This window comes from Sphingomonas sp. (assembly GCF_017745215.1).
In the GTDB taxonomy this organism is placed as follows: Bacteria; Pseudomonadota; Alphaproteobacteria; order Sphingomonadales; family Sphingomonadaceae; genus Sphingomonas.
The window spans coordinates 109,113-130,410 of sequence record NZ_JAGHZV010000011.1 but is presented as its reverse complement, the minus strand read 5'-3'; the positions used below and the strand labels follow the sequence as shown (position 1 = coordinate 130,410).

Annotated in this window: 25 protein-coding genes and 1 tRNA gene; 6 read left to right on the top strand and 20 right to left on the bottom strand. The window is 68.7% G+C overall.

The window, feature by feature from the left end; genetic code table 11:
- Nucleotides 1-174 precede the first annotated feature (174 nt).
- The 3 genes from J7495_RS13035 to J7495_RS13025 form a co-directional block, all read right to left on the bottom strand.
- Nucleotides 175-672, bottom strand: a complete 498-nt coding sequence (locus J7495_RS13035) for a YbjN domain-containing protein (RefSeq protein ID WP_294056976.1) — start codon at nucleotides 670-672, stop codon at nucleotides 175-177.
- A gap of 28 nt (nucleotides 673-700) precedes the next feature.
- Entirely contained in the window at nucleotides 701-1,234 is a 534-nt protein-coding gene (locus J7495_RS13030; protein WP_294056974.1) for a YbjN domain-containing protein, read from the bottom strand.
- A 158-nt stretch (nucleotides 1,235-1,392) separates the two neighbouring features.
- On the bottom strand, nucleotides 1,393-1,734 hold the full coding sequence (locus tag J7495_RS13025) for a VOC family protein (RefSeq protein ID WP_294056973.1): 342 nt from the start codon (nucleotides 1,732-1,734) through the stop codon (nucleotides 1,393-1,395).
- Between the two features lie 55 nt (nucleotides 1,735-1,789).
- Between J7495_RS13025 and J7495_RS13020 the strand changes: the two genes are divergently transcribed.
- Nucleotides 1,790-2,863 carry a PA0069 family radical SAM protein gene (locus J7495_RS13020; RefSeq protein WP_294056972.1) on the top strand — a complete coding sequence of 358 codons (1,074 nt, stop codon included), beginning with the start codon at nucleotides 1,790-1,792 and terminating at the stop codon, nucleotides 2,861-2,863.
- Here J7495_RS13020 and J7495_RS13015 read toward each other — a convergent pair.
- The 9 genes from J7495_RS13015 to J7495_RS12975 form a co-directional block, all read right to left on the bottom strand.
- Nucleotides 2,860-4,290, bottom strand: coding sequence for a hypothetical protein (locus tag J7495_RS13015; protein ID WP_294056971.1), 1,431 nt, complete (start codon nucleotides 4,288-4,290; stop codon nucleotides 2,860-2,862). The two genes, J7495_RS13020 and J7495_RS13015, sit on opposite strands and share 4 nt — an antisense overlap.
- Before the next feature lie 288 nt (nucleotides 4,291-4,578).
- Nucleotides 4,579-6,738, bottom strand: coding sequence for a GDSL-type esterase/lipase family protein (locus J7495_RS13010; RefSeq protein WP_294056970.1), 2,160 nt, complete (start codon nucleotides 6,736-6,738; stop codon nucleotides 4,579-4,581).
- 61 nt (nucleotides 6,739-6,799) lie between these two features.
- Nucleotides 6,800-7,237, bottom strand: coding sequence for an MAPEG family protein (locus J7495_RS13005; RefSeq protein WP_294056969.1), 438 nt, complete (start codon nucleotides 7,235-7,237; stop codon nucleotides 6,800-6,802).
- Nucleotides 7,238-7,400: 163 nt separating this feature from the next.
- Nucleotides 7,401-8,093, bottom strand: a complete 693-nt coding sequence (gene thiE / locus J7495_RS13000; protein ID WP_294056968.1) for a thiamine phosphate synthase — start codon at nucleotides 8,091-8,093, stop codon at nucleotides 7,401-7,403.
- A gap of 23 nt (nucleotides 8,094-8,116) precedes the next feature.
- Nucleotides 8,117-9,160: a hypothetical protein gene (locus J7495_RS12995; RefSeq protein WP_294056967.1), complete on the bottom strand. Its 1,044-nt coding sequence runs from the start codon at nucleotides 9,158-9,160 to the stop codon at nucleotides 8,117-8,119.
- 63 nt (nucleotides 9,161-9,223) lie between these two features.
- Nucleotides 9,224-9,892, bottom strand: a complete 669-nt coding sequence (locus J7495_RS12990; protein WP_294056965.1) for an O-methyltransferase — start codon at nucleotides 9,890-9,892, stop codon at nucleotides 9,224-9,226.
- Nucleotides 9,889-10,314 carry a hypothetical protein gene (locus J7495_RS12985; RefSeq protein ID WP_294056964.1) on the bottom strand — a complete coding sequence of 142 codons (426 nt, stop codon included), beginning with the start codon at nucleotides 10,312-10,314 and terminating at the stop codon, nucleotides 9,889-9,891. Before J7495_RS12985 ends, J7495_RS12990 begins: the two co-directional genes overlap by 4 nt.
- A 45-nt stretch (nucleotides 10,315-10,359) precedes the next feature.
- A complete protein-coding gene (locus J7495_RS12980; protein ID WP_294056963.1) occupies nucleotides 10,360-10,851 on the bottom strand; it encodes a hypothetical protein in 492 nt (163 codons plus the stop codon).
- A 13-nt stretch (nucleotides 10,852-10,864) separates the two neighbouring features.
- Complete coding sequence (locus tag J7495_RS12975) at nucleotides 10,865-11,779, bottom strand: class I fructose-bisphosphate aldolase (protein ID WP_294056962.1); 915 nt, start codon at nucleotides 11,777-11,779, stop codon at nucleotides 10,865-10,867.
- 221 nt (nucleotides 11,780-12,000) lie between these two features.
- Between J7495_RS12975 and J7495_RS12970 the strand changes: the two genes are divergently transcribed.
- Nucleotides 12,001-12,729: a hypothetical protein gene (locus tag J7495_RS12970; RefSeq protein WP_294056961.1), complete on the top strand. Its 729-nt coding sequence runs from the start codon at nucleotides 12,001-12,003 to the stop codon at nucleotides 12,727-12,729.
- Between the two features lie 3 nt (nucleotides 12,730-12,732).
- On the opposite strand, the gene J7495_RS12965 is transcribed toward J7495_RS12970, so the two are convergent.
- From J7495_RS12965 to tkt, 5 genes are all read right to left on the bottom strand, one after another.
- A complete protein-coding gene (locus tag J7495_RS12965; RefSeq protein WP_294056959.1) occupies nucleotides 12,733-13,269 on the bottom strand; it encodes a thioredoxin domain-containing protein in 537 nt (178 codons plus the stop codon).
- An 83-nt stretch (nucleotides 13,270-13,352) separates the two neighbouring features.
- Nucleotides 13,353-14,546, bottom strand: a complete 1,194-nt coding sequence (locus J7495_RS12960; RefSeq protein WP_294056958.1) for a phosphoglycerate kinase — start codon at nucleotides 14,544-14,546, stop codon at nucleotides 13,353-13,355.
- Complete coding sequence (locus J7495_RS12955) at nucleotides 14,543-14,983, bottom strand: MOSC domain-containing protein (RefSeq protein ID WP_294056956.1); 441 nt, start codon at nucleotides 14,981-14,983, stop codon at nucleotides 14,543-14,545. The genes J7495_RS12960 and J7495_RS12955 overlap by 4 nt, the downstream gene beginning before the upstream one ends.
- 105 nt (nucleotides 14,984-15,088) lie before the next feature.
- On the bottom strand, nucleotides 15,089-16,099 hold the full coding sequence (gap, locus tag J7495_RS12950; RefSeq protein ID WP_294056988.1) for a type I glyceraldehyde-3-phosphate dehydrogenase: 1,011 nt from the start codon (nucleotides 16,097-16,099) through the stop codon (nucleotides 15,089-15,091).
- A complete protein-coding gene (gene tkt, locus J7495_RS12945) occupies nucleotides 16,096-18,069 on the bottom strand; it encodes a transketolase (RefSeq protein ID WP_294056955.1) in 1,974 nt (657 codons plus the stop codon). Before tkt ends, gap begins: the two co-directional genes overlap by 4 nt.
- A 181-nt stretch (nucleotides 18,070-18,250) precedes the next feature.
- Here tkt and J7495_RS12940 point away from each other — a divergent pair, with 181 nt between their 5' ends.
- The 4 genes from J7495_RS12940 (at nucleotide 18,251) to J7495_RS12925 (ending at nucleotide 19,684) form a co-directional block, all read left to right on the top strand.
- The gene (locus J7495_RS12940; RefSeq protein WP_294056953.1) at nucleotides 18,251-18,436 is read left to right on the top strand and encodes a hypothetical protein; all 186 of its coding nucleotides are present in this window, start codon (nucleotides 18,251-18,253) and stop codon (nucleotides 18,434-18,436) included.
- Nucleotides 18,436-18,738 (top strand): cell division protein ZapA, encoded by a 303-nt coding sequence (locus J7495_RS12935; protein ID WP_294056952.1) that lies wholly within the window; start codon nucleotides 18,436-18,438, stop codon nucleotides 18,736-18,738. The genes J7495_RS12940 and J7495_RS12935 overlap by 1 nt, the downstream gene beginning before the upstream one ends.
- A gap of 191 nt (nucleotides 18,739-18,929) precedes the next feature.
- Entirely contained in the window at nucleotides 18,930-19,481 is a 552-nt protein-coding gene (locus J7495_RS12930) for a 5-formyltetrahydrofolate cyclo-ligase (RefSeq protein WP_294056951.1), read from the top strand.
- Nucleotides 19,478-19,684, top strand: coding sequence for a DUF2842 domain-containing protein (locus J7495_RS12925; protein WP_294056950.1), 207 nt, complete (start codon nucleotides 19,478-19,480; stop codon nucleotides 19,682-19,684). Before J7495_RS12930 ends, J7495_RS12925 begins: the two co-directional genes overlap by 4 nt.
- A 9-nt stretch (nucleotides 19,685-19,693) precedes the next feature.
- Here the strand turns inward: J7495_RS12925 and J7495_RS12920 are convergent, their stop codons facing one another.
- From J7495_RS12920 to J7495_RS12910, 3 genes are all read right to left on the bottom strand, one after another.
- Entirely contained in the window at nucleotides 19,694-20,527 is an 834-nt protein-coding gene (locus J7495_RS12920; RefSeq protein ID WP_294056948.1) for a hypothetical protein, read from the bottom strand.
- A 150-nt stretch (nucleotides 20,528-20,677) separates the two neighbouring features.
- Entirely contained in the window at nucleotides 20,678-21,040 is a 363-nt protein-coding gene (locus tag J7495_RS12915; protein WP_294056946.1) for a PRC-barrel domain-containing protein, read from the bottom strand.
- A 148-nt stretch (nucleotides 21,041-21,188) separates the two neighbouring features.
- A tRNA-Asp gene (locus J7495_RS12910) sits at nucleotides 21,189-21,265 on the bottom strand.
- Nucleotides 21,266-21,298 lie beyond the last annotated feature (33 nt).

Genomic DNA, 21,298 nt, shown 5'->3' with positions numbered 1-21,298 from the left:
GACAAGAAGCGGCCGAAGAGCTGAGAGACTGTTTCGAAATGCGCCTCACGGCGCATTAGCGGTACCGGCCCGCTCCCCCTCCCGGCCACCCACAAGATACTACCGATGGGTGGCCGGGAGGGGGAGCGGGCCGGTACCGCTAATGCGCCGTGAGGCGCATTTCGAAACAGTCTCTCAGCTCTTCGGCCGCTTCTTGTCGAGGAAATCGCTGAAGTCCGCATCCATGTCGAGGAACCAGCCCAGCTCGTCCTCGAAGAATTCGCGGCTCACCCCGCCGATCGAGCTCAGGTCCATATATTCCTCGATGTCGCCGTCGGCATCGATCGAGGCCTTGAGGAAACGGTGCCCGTCGTTCCACTCGTTGACCAGGTCGTTGCTGAAGAAGCCTTCCTTCTTCCACCAGGCCGAGATCGAGAAGGACGAGCAGCCCTCGGGCGCGTCGCAGCCGTAGAAGCTGATCGTGAACTCGACATCCTCCTTCGACGCCACCGAGATGTAGCGCTCGCCCTTGGGGTTCGCCTTGATCTCGGCCTTGTAGCCCGCGGCCTGCACCGCCTCGAGCACGGTCTCGACATGGCGCAGGTCGACCATGTCGGCGTCCGTCGTCGCGGCGGCGGGCTGGGCGGTGGTCAGCAGCGCGGCGAGGCCGGCGGTCGCGGTCCAACGGGGCATCGGTCTTCCTTCTCGAAAGGTCGGCGGCTCAATGCGCCTTGGGGTCGTTGGCGCTTTCGCCCAGCTTGAGCTCCTTCTGGAAGAACAGCCCGAGTTCCTCGAGCTCGGACTTCCACCAGTCGAGCACGTCGGCGAAGTTGCGCTCGTTGAGCCCGCCGATCGTCGCGACGTCGTACGACGCGACCAGCGTGCCATTGGGCCGCACCGCGGTGCTCAGGAAGCGGCTCTGCGCATTCCATTTGTTGACGAGCACGGTCGTGTTCTCGGACCCCTGGCGGAACATCACTTCGAAACGCAGCGAATCGCAATTCTTGTGCTGCTCGCAGCCGTAGAAATAGACGTCGAAGTGGAAGGCCGCCTCGTCGCTCTCGAGCATCGGGTCGCCCTGGTCGTCGGCGGTGCGCTTGGGCTTGAGCCCGGCGCGTTCCATCGCCGCGATCACCGTGTCGGGCGCGCTCGCGCAGACCATGCCGGGCTTGCACGGATCGCGGTCCTGCGCCTTCGCCTCGCCCGCGCCGATCAGGAAGGCGGCGAGTGCCGCAACGCCAAGCAGGACGCGCATCGAATCTTCCCCCCGGAAACTCGCGCCCAGCCTAGCATCGCGTCGCGGACAGGCAATCGCCCGTGCGGGGGAGAGCAGAAGCGTCGAGCCCGGCACCGTATCGTTTGGGGACCCAGCGTTTGATCACTCCAGGGTGGGCGCCCCCCATGCGGCCTCCCTCACCCCTCGGTGATGAACACTCCCAGTTCCAACCCCTGCGGATCGCGGAAGTGGAAGCGCCGGCCGCCCGGGAAGGCGAAGATCGGCACCGTCACCGCGCCGCCCGCCGCGACGACCTTGTCGAGCGCGCCTTCGAGGTCCTCCTTCACTTCGATCACCGGCAGGATCGCCGCGATCGCATGGTCCTCGCTCCCGTTCAGCCCCACGTCGACGTCGCCCGTCACCGTCGCCGCATAGTCCGGCCCGAAGTCGGTGAACGCCCAGCCGAACGCCTTGGTGTAGAAGTCGCGCTGCCCGGCCACGTCGGTGACCGGCAGCTCGACATAGCTCAGTCGCGCCATGATGCTCCCTTTCAATGTTCTTGCTATGTTCTATCCGACGAGCTAGGCCGAGGCAATGGTGAAAAACCGCCCCGTCCGCGGCGCGACGCTCAACCGCGACTCGACGCGCTTCAACCTGCCCGAGCGCGAAGCCGATGGCGACTGGCGCGACGTGCGCGAGGAGGTCGACGGCGCCCCGCCGCCGCTGCGCACCACCGTGACGGTCGAGCGGCCCAAGACGATCATCTCGGAGAACCGCTCGCCCGATCTGCCCTTCGATCGCTCGGTGAACCCCTATCGCGGCTGCGAGCATGGCTGCATCTATTGCTTCGCGCGGCCAAGCCACGCCTATCACGACCTCTCGCCGGGGCTCGACTTCGAGACCAGGCTGTTCGCCAAGCCCGACGCGCCCGAGCTGCTCCGCGCCGAGCTGTCGAAGCGCGGTTACGTCTGCCGCCCGATCGCCTTCGGCACCAACACCGATCCCTACCAGCCGATCGAGGCCAAATGGCGCATCACCCGCGGCTGCCTCGAAGTGCTTTCCCTATGTGACCACCCCGTCACGATAACGACAAAATCCAACAGGGTCGTCCGCGATCTCGACCTTCTCGCGCCCATGGCGGCGAAGAAGCTGGCGGCGGTGATGGTGTCGGTGACGTCGCTCGATCCCAAGGTGGCGATGACGGTCGAGCCGCGCGCGCCGCATCCCGAGCGCCGGCTCGCGGCGATCCGCGCGCTGAGCGAAGCGGGGGTGCCGGTGTTCGTCTCGCTCTCGCCGGTGATCCCGGCGATCACCGACCATGAGATGGAGCATATCATGGAGCGTGCCGCCGAGGCCGGCGCCCGCGCCGCCTTCTTCCTGCCGGTGCGCCTGCCGTTCGAAGTCGCGCCGCTGTTCCGCGCCTGGCTCGACGAGCATTTCCCCGATCGCGCCGGCAAGGTGATGGCGACGATCCGGTCCCTGCGCGGCGGCCGCGACAACGACCCGAACTTCCACACGCGCTTCAAGGGCGAAGGCCCCTGGGCCGAGCTGCTGCGCACTCGCTTCCACATCGCCGCCAAGCGCTACGGGCTTGACCGCCGCGACGATTTCCGCGTGCGCACCGACCTGTTCCGCCCGCCGGCGGGGCCGCAAGGGGAGTTGTTCTAGGCGGCCGGCTTGACGCCCAGCGTGATCCGCTGCCCGTCCATCCACCAGGCGATGCCGGCCGAATCGAAGATCGCGGTCCACATGCCGCGCGGATCGGCGTCGCCCTTGTCGACATAGTCCCGCAGCCGCACAGCGATCGCAGGGTTAGCGCCCGCTGCGGCGAAGGCGGTGAACCAGTCGTCGGCGTTGATGCTGCCATCCGCATGCTTCGCTCCGATCAGCGCGCGGACGAAGCCGAACAAATCGCCGCCCTTGCGCTTCGAGACGCTCTCGGCCGCGAGCATCATCAGCGCCCCGCAGGCATAATAGGCGCGGAACTGGTTGCGGTCGTCCGACGCGCCCAATGCCTCGCCGGGCCCGACGCGCTGGAGGCATTCGTCGAGCTCCTGCTGGAGCTTCTCATGGGCATCATAGCCCGGCGCGAGCGTCTCGATCGCGCGGATCGCGAGCAGGTCGGCGCCGCCCTCGGTGATCCAGCTTTCGGCGCGGCGGCTGTAGCGCACCGTCTGGCCAAGCCAGAAATGCGACGATTCATGCCCGAGGAACCACTGCAGCTGCGCGAGCACCTGCGGGTCCGAGGCGAGCACGCGCTTGCCCGAGAGCTGCATCACGATCGTGCCCGGAAGCACGCTGCCGCCGAGCGACCAGCCGGGCTTCTCGGCACCCTGCCAGGCGACCAGCCCGATCGGCCGGCCGGTGGCGGGCGCGCCGAGCCGTTCCCGGTAGAGCGCGAACAGCCGCGGGGTGAAGTCGTCGAGCTGGCCGCGGACCCAGGCGGGCAGGCCGGCATCGATCACGCCGGCAAAAGCGGCATTCTCGGTCAGCGCGGCGTCGCCCGAATAGACATAGTCGCCCGCGTCGCCGAGCGGCACCGACAGGCGGCCCTCGGTCGCCCGGCCCTTGAAGAGGAGCCGGCGGCCGGAATCGACCAGCCTGAGCGTCGCCGGCGTCGTCTCGAGCTCGACGCCGTTCAAGTCGCCGGGGAGCGCGACGACGGCCTCACGCGACGCGGCGGGCATCGGGAAGAACTGCTCGCTGTAGAGTGCGAGGTTGCCGTCGGAGAAGGCGAGCGCGGGAGTATAGTCGCCGATCAGCGGCTCGGCATAGGGCTTCATCCGGATGCGCACGTGGCGGAGCGGCGCGCCGTTGCCGGCGAGCATGTCGTAGTGGCCAACATGCTCGAGCGTGACGCCGGGCGTCTCGACCGTCCAGCTCCGCGGCCGCCACGGCGCCTTGTCGAGCGCGTTGGCCGAGCGCGGGAAGAACCAGACGGGCGCGGCATGGGCGAAGCGATAGTCGATCACCCAGCCCGCGCCGCTCCGCGACACGGTGACCTCGACGCCCGTGCTGTCCTTGGCCCTCGCCTCGGCTGCCGAGGGCAGCCACAGCGCGGCCAGCGCCAGGACCATGTGCCAGAATACCCGCATTCCTTCCCTCCCGAATCTCGCGGAGTGCCTTATTCGACTATAACACTTGGAGCTAGGGGGTATCGATATTCCGCGTCCGGCGCCGAGTCGTTGCGGGTTCGCTGCCCAAAAGTCACAAGAGTCACAACCCGTCGCCGGGATTCCGCTGGCCGGTCCCTTGTCAGGCTCGGGGAGCGGCCGAGGTTCCCAGCCGCGCCAGCCAAGCAGGCGAATTCCTACATTGCAAGCGGTGCCCCCTGAGCCATGTCTTGCGCCGGGCGACGGCAAGCGATGGGAAGTGCGCCCCGCCTATTGGCACATCGTATCGAGCGGCGGGCGTTGGTAGGCGGACGGCACCGGCAGACCCTTCGCCATCAGCGCGCCTTCGAGCCCCTGCGGGTCGGGCGCCAGCGAAGGATCGATGTCGGCGCGGTAATAGGGGTCCTTCTCGGCCTCGGCGAGCGAGACGAAGCGGAAGCCGTAGCGCTTGTAGAGATCCATGAGCTTCGGCAGCATCCGCGCGTCGAAGGCACCCAGATGCATCAGCAGGACATAGGGAATGTCGCGGCCGTAGAGCGCCTTCGCCATGGCTCGATAGCGGCCGATCGAGGCTTCGGCGCCTTCGAGCCACGCCTTTTCCATGATCGCGATCGCGGCCGTGTCGTTCTTCGCCATGCAACGGGCATAGGTGTCGTTGTACGCCCAGTCGTCGAAGCTCATCGTCACGTCGGCGACCTTGTAGCCCTTTTCCGCCAGCAGCTTGCGGATGCGCGCACGGCGGCCGGGGTCGTTCGAGGCTTCGGAGAGGAAGGGATAGCGGAACCACTTCCAGTCCTGCCCGGCCATCAGCTTCGCGAGCAGCGGGTCGTTCCTGGCCAGCTCGTCGGCGAACTGGTCGTCGGTGATGTCGGCGAGGTTGAGGTGCGCCCAGCCATGATTGCCGAGCGGCAGCCCCGCGGCGCGCCAATGGTCGAGCACCGGCGCCGACGCCGGCTCGCGCTCGATCTGGACGCCGTTGATGAAGCCCGTCGCCGGCGCCCCCGCCGCCTTGAGCGTGGCGAGGATGCTGTCGGCGACATCGAGCCGCGTCACGCCCGGCGGGAGCGACGCGTGCGCGGGGAGATCGTCGAAGGTGAAGGCGATCGCCGGGCCCTCGGCGGGGACCGCGAGCGGCTTGGCCGACGCCACCGGGCCGGGCGCGGGCGGACGCTTCTTCCAGAGCGCCATCGGCTTGAGCAGCTCGAGCGGCACCACCCCCGCCATCGCCTGATAGCCGGCGAGCGAGGGGTGGAGACCGTCGCCCGAATCATAGTCGGCGCGCAGCTGCGCCGGGTTGGCGGGGTCGCGCAGCGCCGCGTCGAAGTCGATCACCGCGTCGAAATTGCCCGGCGCACGGATCCAGGCGTTGACCGTCTGGCGATCGGCCTCGGTCGCGGCGTCGGGGTGGTAATAGCCCGACTTGGCGAAGGGCGTGATCGTGCCGCCGATCGCGACGATGCCGCGGGTGCGGGCGCGCGCGACGATCTGCCTGAGCGCGCCGATCATCGCCTCGACATGCGCGGCATGCGCTTCGGGCGGTTGCGGCGCGTCGCGGGTGAAGGTGCCGAGGTCGTTGACGCCTTCGAGCACGATCAGATGGGTGACGCCCGGCGGGCTCAGCACCTCGCGGTCGAAGCGCGCGAGCGCGTTGGGACCAAGCCCGTCGAGCAGCAGCCGGTTGCCGCCGATGCCGGCGTTGAGCACCGCCATGGTCTCATAGCCCTTGGTCGACTGGAGCCGGCGCTGGAGCGCATCGGGCCAGCGCAGGTTGGTGTTGGGCTTCACCCCCGAGCCATCGGTGATCGAATCGCCGAGCGTGACGACCGCGCTCCCCTTGGCCGAGAGTGTCTCGATCCCGGCGATCTGGTACCAATGGTCGACCGCCTTGGCGTCCGGCAGCGATGCGGCGCCGGTCTGCTCGCCATGGACATAATAGCTCGTCGCACGCGAGCCCGGGTGGCCGGTCTGCTGCGCGGGCGCCTCGGGGAGGTAGATCGAGATCGTCAGGTCGGCGCCCGCCGCGACGGGGAGCGAGACGGGGTCGCTCCACACTTCGGCGCCGGCAGGAATCGTCACGCCGTCCGATCCGCCGAAGCTAAGCTTGCGCAGGCTCTCCGGGATGATCGCCGAACCGGCGGCGTCGGTGGCGGCGGCGAGCGTCGCGGCGCCGATGCGCAGCGGCTGGGTGCCATAGGCGTTGGTGAGGCGTACCCGCAATGTCTGGCCGGGCAGGCGGATGCGCACCACCTGGCGCAGCGTCGCGTCCTTGAGCGCGTCGGCCGGCAGCGCGTTGTTCGGCTCGGGAATCTGCTGCGACGTCGCCCAGGTCGCCACCCAGCGATCGGGCCCCGCCGCCATTGCACCGCTCAACGCCACTGCGCCGAGCCCGAGCGCAAATAGCCCCTGCCGGAGCCAGCCGAGTCGCGCCATCACCCTCTCCCGTCGTTCTGATAGCGCTACCATAAGGCCATGGACGGCGGAGGCAACCGGTTCAGCCGTGCCAGCGCCAATAAGCCATCGCCGCGTGGAGGATCAGCGCGAGCAGCGCCAGCGTCGAGAGCAGGAACAGCGTGAAGCGGACGATGATCCGGTTGAAGCTGATCTGCACGAGGCTGTGGAGCACGCGCAGCCCGACATAGGCCCAGCCGATCGTCGCGTTGAGTCCGTCGCCCTGCCCCATCAGCGCGAGCGTGAGCGCGATCGCGTAGAAGAGCACGGGCTGCTCGACGAGGTGGATGTAGTTGTGCGCAGGCCATTGCGCCTTGTCGGGCACCACGCCGTCGAGCACGCCGGGCCTGCCGCCCCGCGCGGTCATCAGGTCGATCCCCGCCTTCTGCATCGCCGGCAGCCGCACGACCACCAGCCAGACGAGCACGATCAGCGTCCACGCCGTGAGCGCGATCACCGGACCCAGGATTTCGCTGTGCATTCGCTTTCCTCCCCAACCCCAACGATGCCGAGGCTGGACCGGGGAGCTGCGGAATGCAACGGCACCTGCAGGATTGGGCAGGTTTGGTCGGAATAGTGCCCTGGACTCAATAAAATCCTCCCCTGGAAGGGGAGGATTTGAAGGCTATATCATCCGGGCAGATTCAACCTTGCGCCATCACCTCGGCGAAAGCCTTGACCGCCGCGACCTCGTCGCCACCCCATACCGCGCCCGAGACCGCGAGGAAGTCCGCGCCCGCGGCGACCAGCGGCGCGGCGTTGAGGGGGGTGATCCCGCCGATCGCGACGCAGGGCAGCTCGAACAGCGCCGACCACCAGCTGAGGATTCCGGGATCGGGCCGGTGGCGGGTCTCCTTGGTGTTGGTCGGATAGAAGGCGCCGAACGCGACATAGTCCGCGCCCGCCTCGCCCGCTTCCATCGCGAGGTGGCGGCTGTCGTGGCAGGTCACGCCGATCTGCACGCCGGGCCCGAGGATCGAGCGCGCCTCGCGCGCGTCGCCGTCCTCCTGCCCGAGGTGCACGCCGTCGGCGCCGAGCCGCTTGGCCAGGCTGATGCTGTCGTTGACGATGAACGCGACTTCGCGATCGGCGCAGATGCGCTGGAGCGGCTCGGCGAGGCGCGCGGCCTCGTGCTGGTCGATGCCCTTCACGCGGAACTGGAACGCCGCGACCGGACCCGCGTCGAGCGCGCGGGCGAGCCGGTCGGCGAAGGCGCCGCCGACGTCGAGTGGCGAGACCAGGTAGAGCTGACAGGGCGGCCTCCGGTCGTCGCGCACGAACTGCGCAGCGAATTCCGGATCGAGCCAACCGTTGGGATCGAGGTCGGGATCGGTCATGCGGCCCGGTATCACGGGTTGCGCTATTGTGCCATCAGCCGGCTCTCCTCCTGCGAAGTCCGCTGGATCTCGTCGCGCAACGCCCGGAACGCTGCGAGCAGCGGCGTCAGATTTTCGCGCCGCGGCCCGTTGCGCTTGACCACGTCGGCGCCGAGCCGCAGCACCCCGGCATAGCGGTCCGCCGCATCGAACAGGCCGCGCTCGAGCCGCAGTACGAGGATCGCCTTGCGCAGGATCGCGACGGCATTCGCATCGATCTTCCGGCTGCCCTCGCCCGCGATCGCGGCTTCCCACCGCCCCGTCTCGCGGTCGATCACATCGCGGCCCTGCACGCCGATCTCCGTGATCGCATCGGCGTGTGCGCGAAGGTCGACGGCGAGGTCGGGATCGGGCTTGCCGTGGATCAGCAGCGTGACCGCATGCGCGGCGCGCAATCCAGAGCGGAAGAAACGCGCCTGGAGGAGCACGGGATAATAGTCCACCGTGCCCTTCTCGGCCGTGGCGAGGCCGGCATCGGCCATGATCGCCTGGGTCTCGAGCAGTATCTCGGCCGCCTCGAACAGCTTGTAGGCGGCCTGTTCCTGCGCCTTCTGGTCGCCCTTCTCCACGGCGGCGAGCATCGTAGCCATCGTGTCGAGCAGCGAATCGCTCGCGTCGAGCACCTTGACCACTTGGCGCACCAGTTCGGCCGGAAGCAGGTCCGGAGTGAGATCGAGCCGGTCGAAGCTCGGCTGGTCGAGCGTGAGCAGCCTGGCGCGCGCCGCCGCAACCTTGGCCTTGGCTTCGGCGAGCACGGGGCGGAACTGCGCGACGGCCTTGGGCCCGGCACCCGCCGCGCTCGCCGCACGCCACTGCGCCTGGAGGCCGGTCAGCGCATCGTTGGCGATCGCGCAGGCTTCGTTGAGCCGCACCAGCCACTGGCCATAGGCGGTCATCTGCTCGTTGTAATCGCGCAGCGTCGCGCTGTCGGGCGGAGCAGCATGACCCTTGTTCGCCTGCTGGGCGAGCACGGGCAGCGGCACTGCGAGCAGCAGCAGCACGCCGATCAACGGACGCAGGAAACGCATCAAATCCCCCGGAAATTGCCCCGGCCGCAACCTAGGCCATGTCCGGCTTCGCCGTCGAGGGGGTCAGTCGTTCACCAACGCGAGCAGGAAGCCGTCCCATTTCTTGGCGCCCACGGTCTGCACCGCAGTGGCGCTGAGCCGCGGCTCGGCGGCGACCGCTTCGAACAATGCGCGCGTCCCGTGGATACGTGGGTCGTCGCTCGACGAATCGATCACCCCGCCCTCGCGCACGACATTGTCGACGACGATCGTCGTGCCCGGCCGCGACAGCGCGAGCGCGGCGCGGAGATAGGCGACGTTGCCCTGTTTGTCGGCGTCGATGAACACGAAGTCGAACGGTCCCTCGCCCGCCGCGACCATCGCATCGAGGCTCGCGCTCGCGGGGCCGACGCGGATCTCGCAGCGATCGGCGAGGCCGGCGCGCTCGAGGTTGGCCTGGGCGACCGCGCCATGGTGCGGCTCGAGCTCGAGCGTCACCAGCCGGCCGGCTTCGGGCAGCGCGCGGGCGAGCCAGATCGTCGAATAGCCGCCGAGCGTGCCGACCTCGAGGATGCGCCGTGCGCCGGTCATCCGCGCGAGCAGCTGGAGCAGCTTGCCCTGCACCGGCGCGACGTCGATGGAAGGGAGCCCGCCCGCGGCATTCGCTGCCAGCGCCGCATCGAGTGCCGGATCGGGGCCGAGCAGCCGGCTCGCGATCCAGTCGTCGACGACCTTCCACCGCGTGTCGCTCATTCGCCGCTCCTTTCGAGGGCGGTTTCCGCCGCCGTGACTTCGGCGAGGCAATCGGTTTTGGCCCGGGCGAGCGCAGGATCAGTCACGCTCTCGATCGCCGCGCGCGACCTGGCGACGAGCTCCTTGAGCCGTCGCGGCGCCTCGTCGCCCGCGAGGAAGGGCACGCAGATCGCATGCGCGCTCAGTCGCTTGTCGCGTCCGACCAGCGCGAGCACCTTGGCGGGCGCGACCTGCATCGCGCGGGCGAGCGCGTCCTCGAGCTGGCCGTGCTCGCCCGGATCGGTCCTGGGGAGCTTCTTGGCGGCGGTTTCGATCGCCTGGGGATCGCCGGCGGCGGTGCGGTTGAGCAAATCGTCGCTCACATCGACGGACGAGCCGCAGCCCGCGAGCGCCAGTGCGGCCAGGATCGCGCCGCGCTTCATCCCCGACGCGCCAGTCCGCCGAGCAGCGCCCGTCGTCCGATCCCCTCACCCATCACGCGCTCCCGTGCCGGTTCGTGCCGACACCGCTGCCACGAAAGCGTCGGGCACATCAAGGCAGTGCGCGACCGCGCGGATGCGCCGCCTCCCCTTGCCGATCGGTTCGGTCAGGTCGATCAACACATTAGGGTGTGCGATCAGCGCGAGGTTGAGCACCGACCGGTCCTTGAGCGTCCCGCTTTCCCATTCCCGGCGGATGCCCGCGATCCGGTCGAACGGCACGCTGATCGACTTGAGCCGCCCGGCGCGCATCAGCACCGCCTGCTCGCCGACGAGCACGGGCATGTGCGCGAAGGAGCGGATCAGCGCGACGATCCAGGTGATCGTCAGCACGCTGAGCAGCGAGAGCGCGGCCGCGACCCACCAGCCCATCAGCAACCCGGCGAGCAGATGGACGACGACCAGCTCGATGCTCGCCAGCACGACGAACACCCACATCAGCGGCGACAGGCTCCGGTGATAGGGGTGCTCGCTCGGCATGGCACCGAGAGCCTTACGCTTCGCCCTTGTAGATCGCCACCAGTCTGTCGAGCATCGCGAGCGCGTCGGCGCGCGGGCGCTGGAAGGTGTTGCGGCCGATGATCGAGCCGTTGCCGCCGCCGTCGCGGATGTCGATCGCGTCCTGGTAGACCGCGTCGGCGCCCTTCGCCGCGCCGCCCGAGAAGACGACGATGCGGCGGCCGGCGAAGCAGCTCTGCACGACGTGGCGGACGCGGTCCGACTGCGCCGACCAGTCGGCGCCGGCGTAGGCCTTCTTGGCGTCTTCCTGCTCGATATGGTCGCTGGGCAGCTTGACCTTGATGATGTGTGCGCCGAGCAGCGCCGCCATGTGCGCGGCATAGGCGCCGACGTCGAGCGCCAGCTCGCCCGACTTGGGCAGCTTGCCGCCGCGCGGATACGACCAGATCACCGTGGCGATACCGACCGACGCCGCCTGGGCGCGCAGCTCGCGAATCTCCTCCATCATCTCGAACACGTCGTCGCTGCCCGGGTAGATGGTGAAGCCGATCGCCGCGCAGCCGAGCCGCAGCGCATCGTCGACGCAACCGGTGACCGCCTGGTTGGCGCTGGTCGCCCAGCTGTTCGAGCTGTTGACCTTGAGGATCGTCGGGATCTGGCCGGCGAAGCTGTCCGCCCCCGCCTCGATCATGCCGAGCGGCGCGGCATAGGCAGAGAGGCCCGCGTCGATCGCGAGCTGGAAATGATAGTGCGGGTCATAGGCATCGGGATTGACCGCGAAGCTGCGCGCCGGACCGTGCTCGAAGCCCTGGTCGACCGGCAGGATGATCAGCTTGCCGGTGCCGCCGAGCCGGCCCTGCATCAGGATTCGCGCAAGATTGGCCTTCACGCCGGGATTGTCGGATTCATAATTGGCGAGGATCGCCTTGACCGCGGGCGTGATGCTCATGGAATTCCCCTGATTCGGTGCCGATGCCGGGTGCTCTATCGCAGCGCAACATGAGGGGAAACCGCTGACAACGCTGGCGGCAGCGCGATTTCCGGGTGCCATCGCGGGACGGAGCCGCAATCGCACGTCCCGAGCATTCGCACCGGATCGGACTCGAAATGCTTTGACCCGCCCGCGAGCCGGCAGGAGCCTCGGCGATATTGTCCGTAAGGGGGCGCGGCATGAAGGAATTCTTCAAGAGCCTGCTCGACAAGCCGACGCTGATCATCCTGCTCGCGGGCCTCGCGTCGCTGCTGCTCGGCGCGGCCGGCAAGATCGCGGTGATGGGCCAGCAGGTCGCGATCGCCGATCCGGTCTGGCGGATCGTGCTCGGCGTGGCGGGCGTGCTGCTCTGCGGCTTTGGCGTGGCGCTGGTGATCCGCGACACGCGCAACCCGCGGCCCAGCCGTCCCTTCAAGCACAAGTACGACGTCTTCTTCGCCTCGCCGATGGCCGCGGTGACGACCGAAGCCGAGTTCGACCAGCAGCGCGCTGCCGTGAGCAAGATCAAGGACGCGCTGCTCAAGCACGCCGAAGTGACGACGATCTACGATGCCGGGAGCGGGCTCAAGTTCGGCAAATGGGAGCCCGAGGACTTTGCCGCGGACACCGACATGGAGGCGCTGCGCAACAGCCGCTATTTCGTGCTCCACTACCCCGGCAAGCTGCGCAGCAGCGTGTTGTTCGAGGCCGGCGTCGCGCTCGGCATGGGCAAGCCGGCGATCTACCTGACCACCGATGCCGCCGACCTGCCCTATCTGATGCAGCAGATGAACAATCTGCCGCGCCGCTATCCACAGGTCCGCATCTGGGAATGCGCCGATGTCGATGCGATCGTCGCGCGTATCGCCCAGAGCGGCAAGTCGATCTTCTCGACCCAGGCGGCCGAGGATCCTCCTGCCGGCGCCTGACGGTCAGTCGGCCTTCAGCTCCTTGCCGTCCTTGTCGAAATAGCGGTGCTGGACCGCCCTGCCCTTCATCGGATCGGTCTCGGCGCGGACGAGCAGCACCTTGCCGCCCTGCGCCGCCGCCCAGGCCGCGAGCTCGCGGCTCACCACCTTGCAGCCGACGCACCACGTCGCCCAATAGTCGACCACGGTGATCCGCCCGGCGGCGCGGACCCGGGGCAGCGCCGCGCGGCCGTCGCGCGTCTCGAGCGCAGTCATCGTCTGTACGAGGCTCGGGCCGGCGACCGCCTTGCCGCTGCGTAGTGCCGCGGCCACCCGCGGCACGATGGTGCCGGGCAGCCCGCCGTCGAAGCTGCGCAGGACCAGCCGCCCGCGCGCATCGTAGACGCGGATCTCGGGCAGCTTGATATTGCCATTGCCCTTCGCCGCCACCGCCTGCGCGGCCTTGGTCCATTGCGTATCGAGCATGGCCGGACCGCCGGGCGCCGCCGCGACGGTGGCGAGAAGGACGAGCGGCAGGCCGAACGAAAGCGAACGAAGCATCGGAAAACTCCAGCGAGAGAACGTTTACGCCCGTAGTCGTAACGGCTTTCACCAGGCTGAACGACGCCCGCGTTTGCCCGCGGTCAGCGCGCGAGCGCGGCTACCCCCGGCAGTTCCTTGCCTTCCATCCACTCGAGGAACGCGCCGCCTGCGGTCGAGACGAAGCTGAAGTCGTCCGCCACCCCGGCCTGGTTGAGCGCCGCGACCGTGTCGCCGCCGCCGGCGACCGACACAAGCGAACCTTCGCGGGTCAGCGCCGCCGCGGTCTTGGCCAGCGCGACGGTGGCAGTGTCGAAGGGCGGGGTCTCGAAGGCGCCAAGCGGGCCGTTCCACACCAGCGTGCGGCAGGTCTTGAGCACGTCGGCCAGCGCCTCGGTCGCGGCCGGGCCGATGTCGAGGATCATCTCGTCCGCCGCCACTTCGTGGACGTTGCAGGTGCGCAAGCTCGGCGGGTTGGCGGCGAATTCCTTCGCGACGACCACGTCGTACGGCAAATGCACGGTGCAGTTCGCCTTGTCGGCGGCGTCGAGGATCTCCTCGGCGGTGCCGGTGAGGTCATGCTCGCACAGCGACTTGCCGACATCGACGCCGCGCGCGGCGAGGAAGGTATTGGCCATGCCGCCGCCGATGATCAGGTGATCGACCTTGTCGACGAGGTGCTTGAGCACGTCGAGCTTGGTCGAGACCTTGGCGCCGCCGACGACCGCCGCAACCGGATGTTCGGGATTGCCGAGCGCCTTGTCGAGCGCGTCAAGCTCGGCCTCCATCTGGCGACCGGCGAAGGCGGGGAGCTTGTGCGCGAGGCCTTCGGTCGAGGCGTGCGCACGGTGCGCGGCGGAGAAGGCGTCGTTGACGAACAGGTCGCCGAGCGCGGCCAAGCGATCGATGGTCTCGGGCGCGTTCGTCTCCTCGCCCGCATCGAAGCGCGTGTTCTCGAGGATGCCGACTTCGCCTTCGGCCATCGAGGCGATCGCCTCCGCGGCGCCCTGGTCGTCGATGAAGCGCACCGGGCGGCCGAGCACCGCCTCGAACGGCCTCGTGACGAGCGCGAGGCTCATCTCCGGGTTGCGCTGGCCCTTGGGCCGGCCGAAATGCGCGAGGATCACCACCCTGGCGCCCTTGTCGGCCAGCTCGGCGACGGTCGGCACCGCGGCACGCAGCCGCGTGTCGTCGGTCACCTTGCCCTCGGCCATCGGCACGTTGAGATCCTCGCGGACCAGCACGCGCTTGCCCGCCACATCGCCCATGTCGTCGAGAGTCTTGAAGCTGCGTGTCATGTCTCGATCCTGATCTCGTCACCCACGGTGATGACGCCACCCGCTATCACCTTGCCGCCCGCGCCGCCGCGCCAATCGGGCTCGAGCGCCCTGCGCAGCCCCTCGACCAGCTCGTCCATCCGCTCGCACGGATCGATTTCGGTCTTGAGCTCGATCACCACCTCGGCGCCGATGCGGATGCGCACGTCGCCGCCATGGGGCAAGTCGAAGTCCTCGACGAGCAGGTTGGCGCGGCGCATCCACCAGGGGAGGTCCGCGCCAACCTCGGCCATCGCCGCGGCCCAGTCGTTGGCTTCGATGAGCGAGACCTGGCGCTTGGTCTTCGGACCGTTGCGATCCCCCGTCACGCCGGCCTCGGGCGTCACGAGCACGCTCTCGAGCGTCTCGATCGGCCCGCGCCGTTCGGCGTGGCGAGCTATTCCCGCAAGTCGGCCCATTCGACCCTTTCAACCGTCATCCCGGCGAAAGCCGCGACCCAGGGCCACGAGCGACACGGCCTGCTGCCCTGGGTCCCGGCTTCCGCCGGGATGACGGCAAGAATATTAGAGGAACTTCGCCATCGCCGCGGCGGTGTCCACCATGCGGTTCGAGAAGCCCCATTCATTGTCGTACCAGCTGACGACGCGCACCAGCTTGCCGTCGATCACCGCGGTCTCGAGGCTGTCGACCGTCGAGCTCTGCGGGGTATGGACGATGTCCGCCGAAACCAGCGGCTCGTCGGTGTAGACGAGGATGCCCTTGAGGGGACCACTCTCCGACGCTGCCTTGAGGATCGCGTTGACCTCCTCCTTGGTGGTGTCGCGCTTCGGCTGGAAGGTCAGGTCGACGAGGCTGCCGTCGGGCACGGGCACGCGGATCGCCGAGCCGTCGAGCTTGCCCTTCAGCTCGGGCAGCACTTCGCCCACCGCGCGCGCGGCGCCGGTGGTGGTCGGGATCATCGACATCGCGGCGGCACGGGCGCGGCGCAGGTCCGGGTGGATCTGGTCGAGGATCTTCTGGTCGTTGGTATAGGCGTGGACCGTGGTCATCAGCCCGCGCTCGATGCCGATCGAATCGTTGAGCACCTTGGCCACCGGCGCGAGGCAGTTGGTGGTGCACGACGCGTTCGAGACGATCGTGTGCTCGGCGGTCAGCTTGTCGTTGTTGACCCCATAGACGACGGTGAGGTCGACATTCTTGCCCGGCGCCGAGATCAGCACCTTCTTGGCGCCCGCCGAAAGGTGCTTCTCGCAGCTCGCGCGATCGGTGAAGAAGCCGGTGCACTCGAGCACCAGCTCGACGCCGTTCTCGGCATGCGGCAGGTTCGCGGGGTCGCGCTCGGCAGTGACCTTGATGCGCTTGCCGTCGACGACGAGGTCGGTGCCGTCGGCGGTCACGGTGCCGGGATACTTCCCATGGACGCTGTCGCGGCTGAACAGCCATGCGTTCGACTTGGCGTCGGCGAGGTCGTTGATCGTCACCAGCTCGAGCCCGCTGTCGGGCCGCTCGAGGATGGCGCGCGCCACCAGGCGACCGATGCGTCCGAACCCGTTGATCGCAACCTTCGTCATTATGCTTCTTCCTTCACTCTGGCCAGGATCTGCGGCGCGATCGCCGCGGCGGTGAGCCCGTAGTGCTCGTAAAGATCGAGATAGGGAGCCGAGGCGCCGAATCCATCAACACCAAGGCGCAGCCCCTCCGAGCCGGTGTAGCGTTCCCAGCCGAAGGTGCTGCCCGCCTCGATCGAGACCTTGAGCGCATGGCCGGGGAGCAGGTCGCGCTTGTACTGCGCGTCCTGCGCGTCGAACCGCTCCCAGCAGGGGACCGACACCACGTCGGCGCCCACGCCCTCGGCCTCGAGCAGGTCGCGCACCTCGGCGGCGATCGCGACTTCGGAGCCGCTGGCGAGCAGCACCACCTGGCGCGGCGCCTCGGCCTCGAACAGCGCATAGGCGCCGCGCGCCGAGCGGTTTTCGGCAGCTTCGGTGCGCAGCTGCGGCAGGTTCTGGCGGCTGAGGGCCAACAGCGACGGGCCGTCGGCCTTCTGCAGCGAGAGCTCCCAGCATTCGGCGGTCTCGATCGTGTCGCACGGGCGATAGACGTCGAGGTTAGGCATCGCGCGCAGGCTGGCGAGGTGCTCGACCGGCTGGTGGGTCGGGCCATCCTCGCCGAGGCCGATCGAATCATGCGTCATCACATAGACGACGCGCGCGCGCTGGAGCGCCGAGAGGCGGATCGCGGCGCGGGCATAGTCGGCGAAGACGAGGAAGGTGCCGCCATAGGGAATCACGCCGCCGTGCAGCGCCATGCCGTTCATCGCCGCCGACATGCCGAACTCGCGGATGCCGTAATAGACGTAGCGGCCGCCATAGTTGTCGGCGGTCAGCGCGCCCAGGCCCTTGGTTAGCGTGTTGTTCGAGCCGGTGAGGTCGGCCGAGCCGCCGATCGTGTCGGGCAGCTGGGCGTTGATCGCTTCGAGCGCGAGCTCGCTCGCCTTGCGCGTCGCGACCTTCTGGGGGTTGGCGAGCAGGTCGGCGACGTGGTCGCCTAGCGAGAACCAGGCGGGCAGATCGCCCTTCATCTGGCGCTCGAACTCGACATGATCCTCATGACTTGCGAGCCGCGCTTCCCACGCCGTGCGAACCTCGCCGCCGCGCGCGCCGGCCTTGAGCCACGCGTCGCGGACCTCCTCGGGGACTTCGAACGGCGCCGACGCCCAGCCCAACTCGACGCGCGCCGCGGCGACTTCGTCGGCACCGAGCGGCGAGCCGTGCGTCTTGCTCGTGCCTTGCTTGGTGGGCGCGCCCTTGCCGATGATCGTGCGGCAGCGGACCAGCGTCGGGCGCGGATCGGCGATGGCTTCGTCGAAGGCGCGGGCGATGTCGGCCGCGTCATGCCCGTCGCATTCGACGACGTGCCAGCCGGTCGCGGCATAGCGCATCGCCACATCCTCGCTCGACGAGAGCGACACCGCGCCGTCGATCGTGATCTTGTTGTCGTCCCACAGCACGATCAGCCGGCCGAGGCCGAGATGGCCTGCAAGCCCGATCGCCTCGTGGTTGATCCCTTCCATCAGGCAGCCGTCGCCGGCGATCACCCAGGTGCGGTGGTCGACCAGCGCGTCGCCCCATGTCGCGTTGAGGTGGCGCTCGGCGATCGCCATGCCCACCGCCATCGCGAGGCCCTGCCCCAGCGGCCCGGTGGTGCATTCGACGCCGGCGAGCTCGAAATTCTCGGGGTGGCCGGCGCATGGGGACCCGAGCTGGCGGAAGGCCTTGATGTCGTCGATCGTCGGGCGCGCATAGCCGGTGAGGTAGAGCGCCGAATAGAGCAGCATCGAGCCGTGGCCGGCCGAGAGCACGAAGCGGTCGCGGTCGGCCCATTTCGGTTCGGCGGGATCGAACTTGAGGTAGCGCTGGAACAGGACGGTCGCGACATCGGCCATCCCCATCGGCATGCCGGGGTGGCCGGAATTGGCGGCCTCCACGGCGTCCATGGCCAGCGCGCGGATCGCATTGGCGCAGTCGGTGAAGGAAGCGGTCACGGCGTCTGGGTCCCTGGCTGTTCGGCGACGCCTTTGGGGGCCGCGGACCCGCCCGTCAACACCGGGATCGTTGTCGGGGCGAAAGCGCTTCTACCCGCTCATGCCGCGTCGCGGCGAATCGAGTATGACATCAGCATGAATCCGCCTTGCCGCCCGGCGCCCCCATGCGTAATTCATCCAAATGACTGAACCCGCTGCCCGGATCGAAGCCGCGCTCGCGCGGATCGAGGCTGCCGCGAGCGCCCGCGCCTTCGCCGCCGAACGGCTTGCCAAGCGCCACCAGCTTCTGCGCGACCGGATCGGCGTCGCGATCGCTTCGCTCGACGCGCTGATCGCCGCCGAGGCGTCGCGGGTGGACGCCGGCTGATGGCCGAAGTCACGATCACGCTCGCCGGCCGCGACTATGTCGTCGCCTGCGCCGACGGCGAGGAGCGGCACCTCCAGCAGCTCGAGGCGCTGATGCGCCCGCATGCGGAGACCGCCGCGCGCGCCTCGGGCGGGATCAGCAGCGACCGCACCCTGCTCTATCTCGCGCTGATCCTCGCCGACCTGCTCGACGAGGCGCAGCGCAATCCGTCGACCGGCGTGTCGCCGACGCTGCTCGACCGTGTCGCGGATCGGCTCGAAGCGGTTGCGGCGGCCCTTGAGGAAGACCTCCAGACCGCCTAGATAGGGGGCGGCGGGCACTGCCCGGTACGAGCCTCGGCATTATCCCTGAGGCGATTCATCTTCCATGGGAGCTGTCCCTGTGCAGATCCTGGTCTGTCACACATGGTTCCCACCTGACGTTTACGGCGTCAGAGGATATTCTGGCAAACGGCCATGGCGGTCCCGCCACCCGCTCACATTCATGGCTGCCCGTGGTTCCTGACAAGCTGACCCTGCGAGCGCGGCTGCGCGCCGAACGCGATCGATTCGCTGCCGAGACCGGCGGCGCGGTCGTCGCACCCGAAGCCTTCGTCGACCGTCTCAAGGCTGGACAGGTCGTCGCCAGCTATTCGCCGGTAGGGTCCGAGGCCGATCCCGCGATCCTCGCCGCCGCGGCGCGCGAGGCGGGGTGCAGGCTCGCGCTACCCCATGTCGTCGATCGCGCGAGCCCGATCCGCTTCCTGCTGTGGAATGCGCACGAGCCCCTCGAGGAGGGCCCGTTCGGGCTGCGCCAGCCCGCGATGGGCGAGGAAGTCGCGCCCGACGTGATCCTGGCCCCGCTCATCGGCTTCGATGCGCGGCTCAACCGGCTCGGCCAGGGCGCCGCGCATTACGACCGCGCCTTCGCGCGCTATCCCGAGGCGTGGCGCGTCGGCGTCGCCTGGGCGGTGCAGCAGGTCCCCGCGGTCCCGACCGACATCTGGGACGAGCCGCTCCACGCCGTGATCACCGAGGAAGGCATGATGTGCCACGCGGAAGCATGAGCCCGAGCTGGCGCAAGCCTGCGGGAGCGCTGGGGATCGTCGGGCTGATCCTGGTTTGGATCGTCCTGGTGGCAAGCTTCTCCGCCGAGATCGGCAGCCTGCCGGTCCTGGTGCAGCTTTTGGTCTATGTCTTCCTGGGGATCATCTGGATCGCGCCCTTGAAGCCCCTGCTCCGCTGGATGGAGACCGGGCGCTGGCGCTGAGGCGGGCGCTCAGCCCGCTTCGTCCCCGCCCTTCTCCCCCACATCCTTCTTCCCGGCTTCGGGCCCCGGCTTTCCCTTGCCGAAGCGGCGGAGCGCCAGCCAGACGCCGCCCGCCGCCGCGACCACGGCAGCGAGCTTGAGCAGCAGCCCCTCGAGCCCGGTCAGCACCGACGTGCCGTTGGCGATTCCCTCCTCGGCGCGCTGCACACCGGTTACGCCGACATGAATGGTGATCTGCTGGCTCGCGAGCGCGATCCGGGTGGGCTGGCCATCGAGCCCGACCGCCTCGGCCTCGACGCTCAGCTGAAGCGGCTGGTCGCCGGCCTCCTTCGGCGTGACGTGCCAGGTCCAGATGCCGAAGCGATCGGCACCCAGATCCTGCTGCTCGGGGGTCAGCGGCTTGATGTCGAACGCGCCGCCCGTGAGCGTCGCGCGCATGTAGCGGCCCAGCTTGGCGGCGACGTGCACGCGCACCGTGGTCGGCGCCGGCGTATTCAGCGCGGCGTCGACCCGCTCGGCATCGGCTTTCTTGCCGAGCGCCAGGGTCAGGTCCATCGGCTTGCCGACGGTCATCTTCGTCGGCGGATTGAACGCGGCGATCCCCTCGGACAGCCGGTGCTTCTGGTCGGTCAGCCGCGCGCATTGCACCTTGCCGACATAGGCGTCGATCGCCTCGCAATAATCGTCGGCGGGCGCCGCGGCGTTGTCCACCGCGAGGGTGTTGGTGTCGGCCTCGGTGTTCTCGATCACGACATTGTCGACATCGACGGCATTGGTCGTCGTCTCGCGCTCCGCGCAACTCGCCAGCAGGAACATCATGGCCAGGCCAGACAACGCGCGCATTATCGCCCGCTCCCGATAGGATCAGGCGGTCATCATGCCACGTCCGCGCGCCGGCATCACTCGAACTCTGTTCCGGAATCGATCCAATCGCGCGGACGGGAAAGCGGCGGGCCCGGCCGATGCCGGCGCCGCTTCCCGATCCTGCTCGCCTCAGTACACGTAGCTCAGCCCGTAATAGCTGTAGACGCGGTCGCCATAGGCCTTGTCGTAGTCGGGCGCGTCGCCCGACTCATAGCTGGGGGCGCCTTCGAGCTGCTCCTTGGTGACGTTGACCGTGTAGCCGCCCTTTTCGGTGTCGTAGCTCAGCGTCTTCCACGGCAGCGGATAATGTTTGTGGCCGAGCCCGAAGAGCCCGCCGAAGGCGAGCACGGCATATTCGACCTGGCCCGAGACCTTGTCGACCATGAAGTGGTCGACCGAGCCGAGGCGCTCGCCGTCGGGGCCGAACACGGCGGTGCCCTCCACCTTGTCGGACTGGACGAGATCGTGCGACGTGCGGGTGCCGAGTTCCATCTGGGATCCTCCTTGTCGTGAATGCCCGCCGCGAGCGGGCTGCAGAGGATCAACGCGGAACGCGCGAATGCGTTCGGCCGCCCAGTCTCGTTTCGTCTTATTTTCGGGAGGGATTGCGCCATCGTGCGTCCATGAAAGGATGCGACGATGGCGCGAGTGACGGGGCTCGAACCCGCGACCTCCGGCGTGACAGGCCGGCGCTCTAACCGACTGAGCTACACCCGCTTGAACCAGCGAGGAGGCGGCCACTAGCCGTGC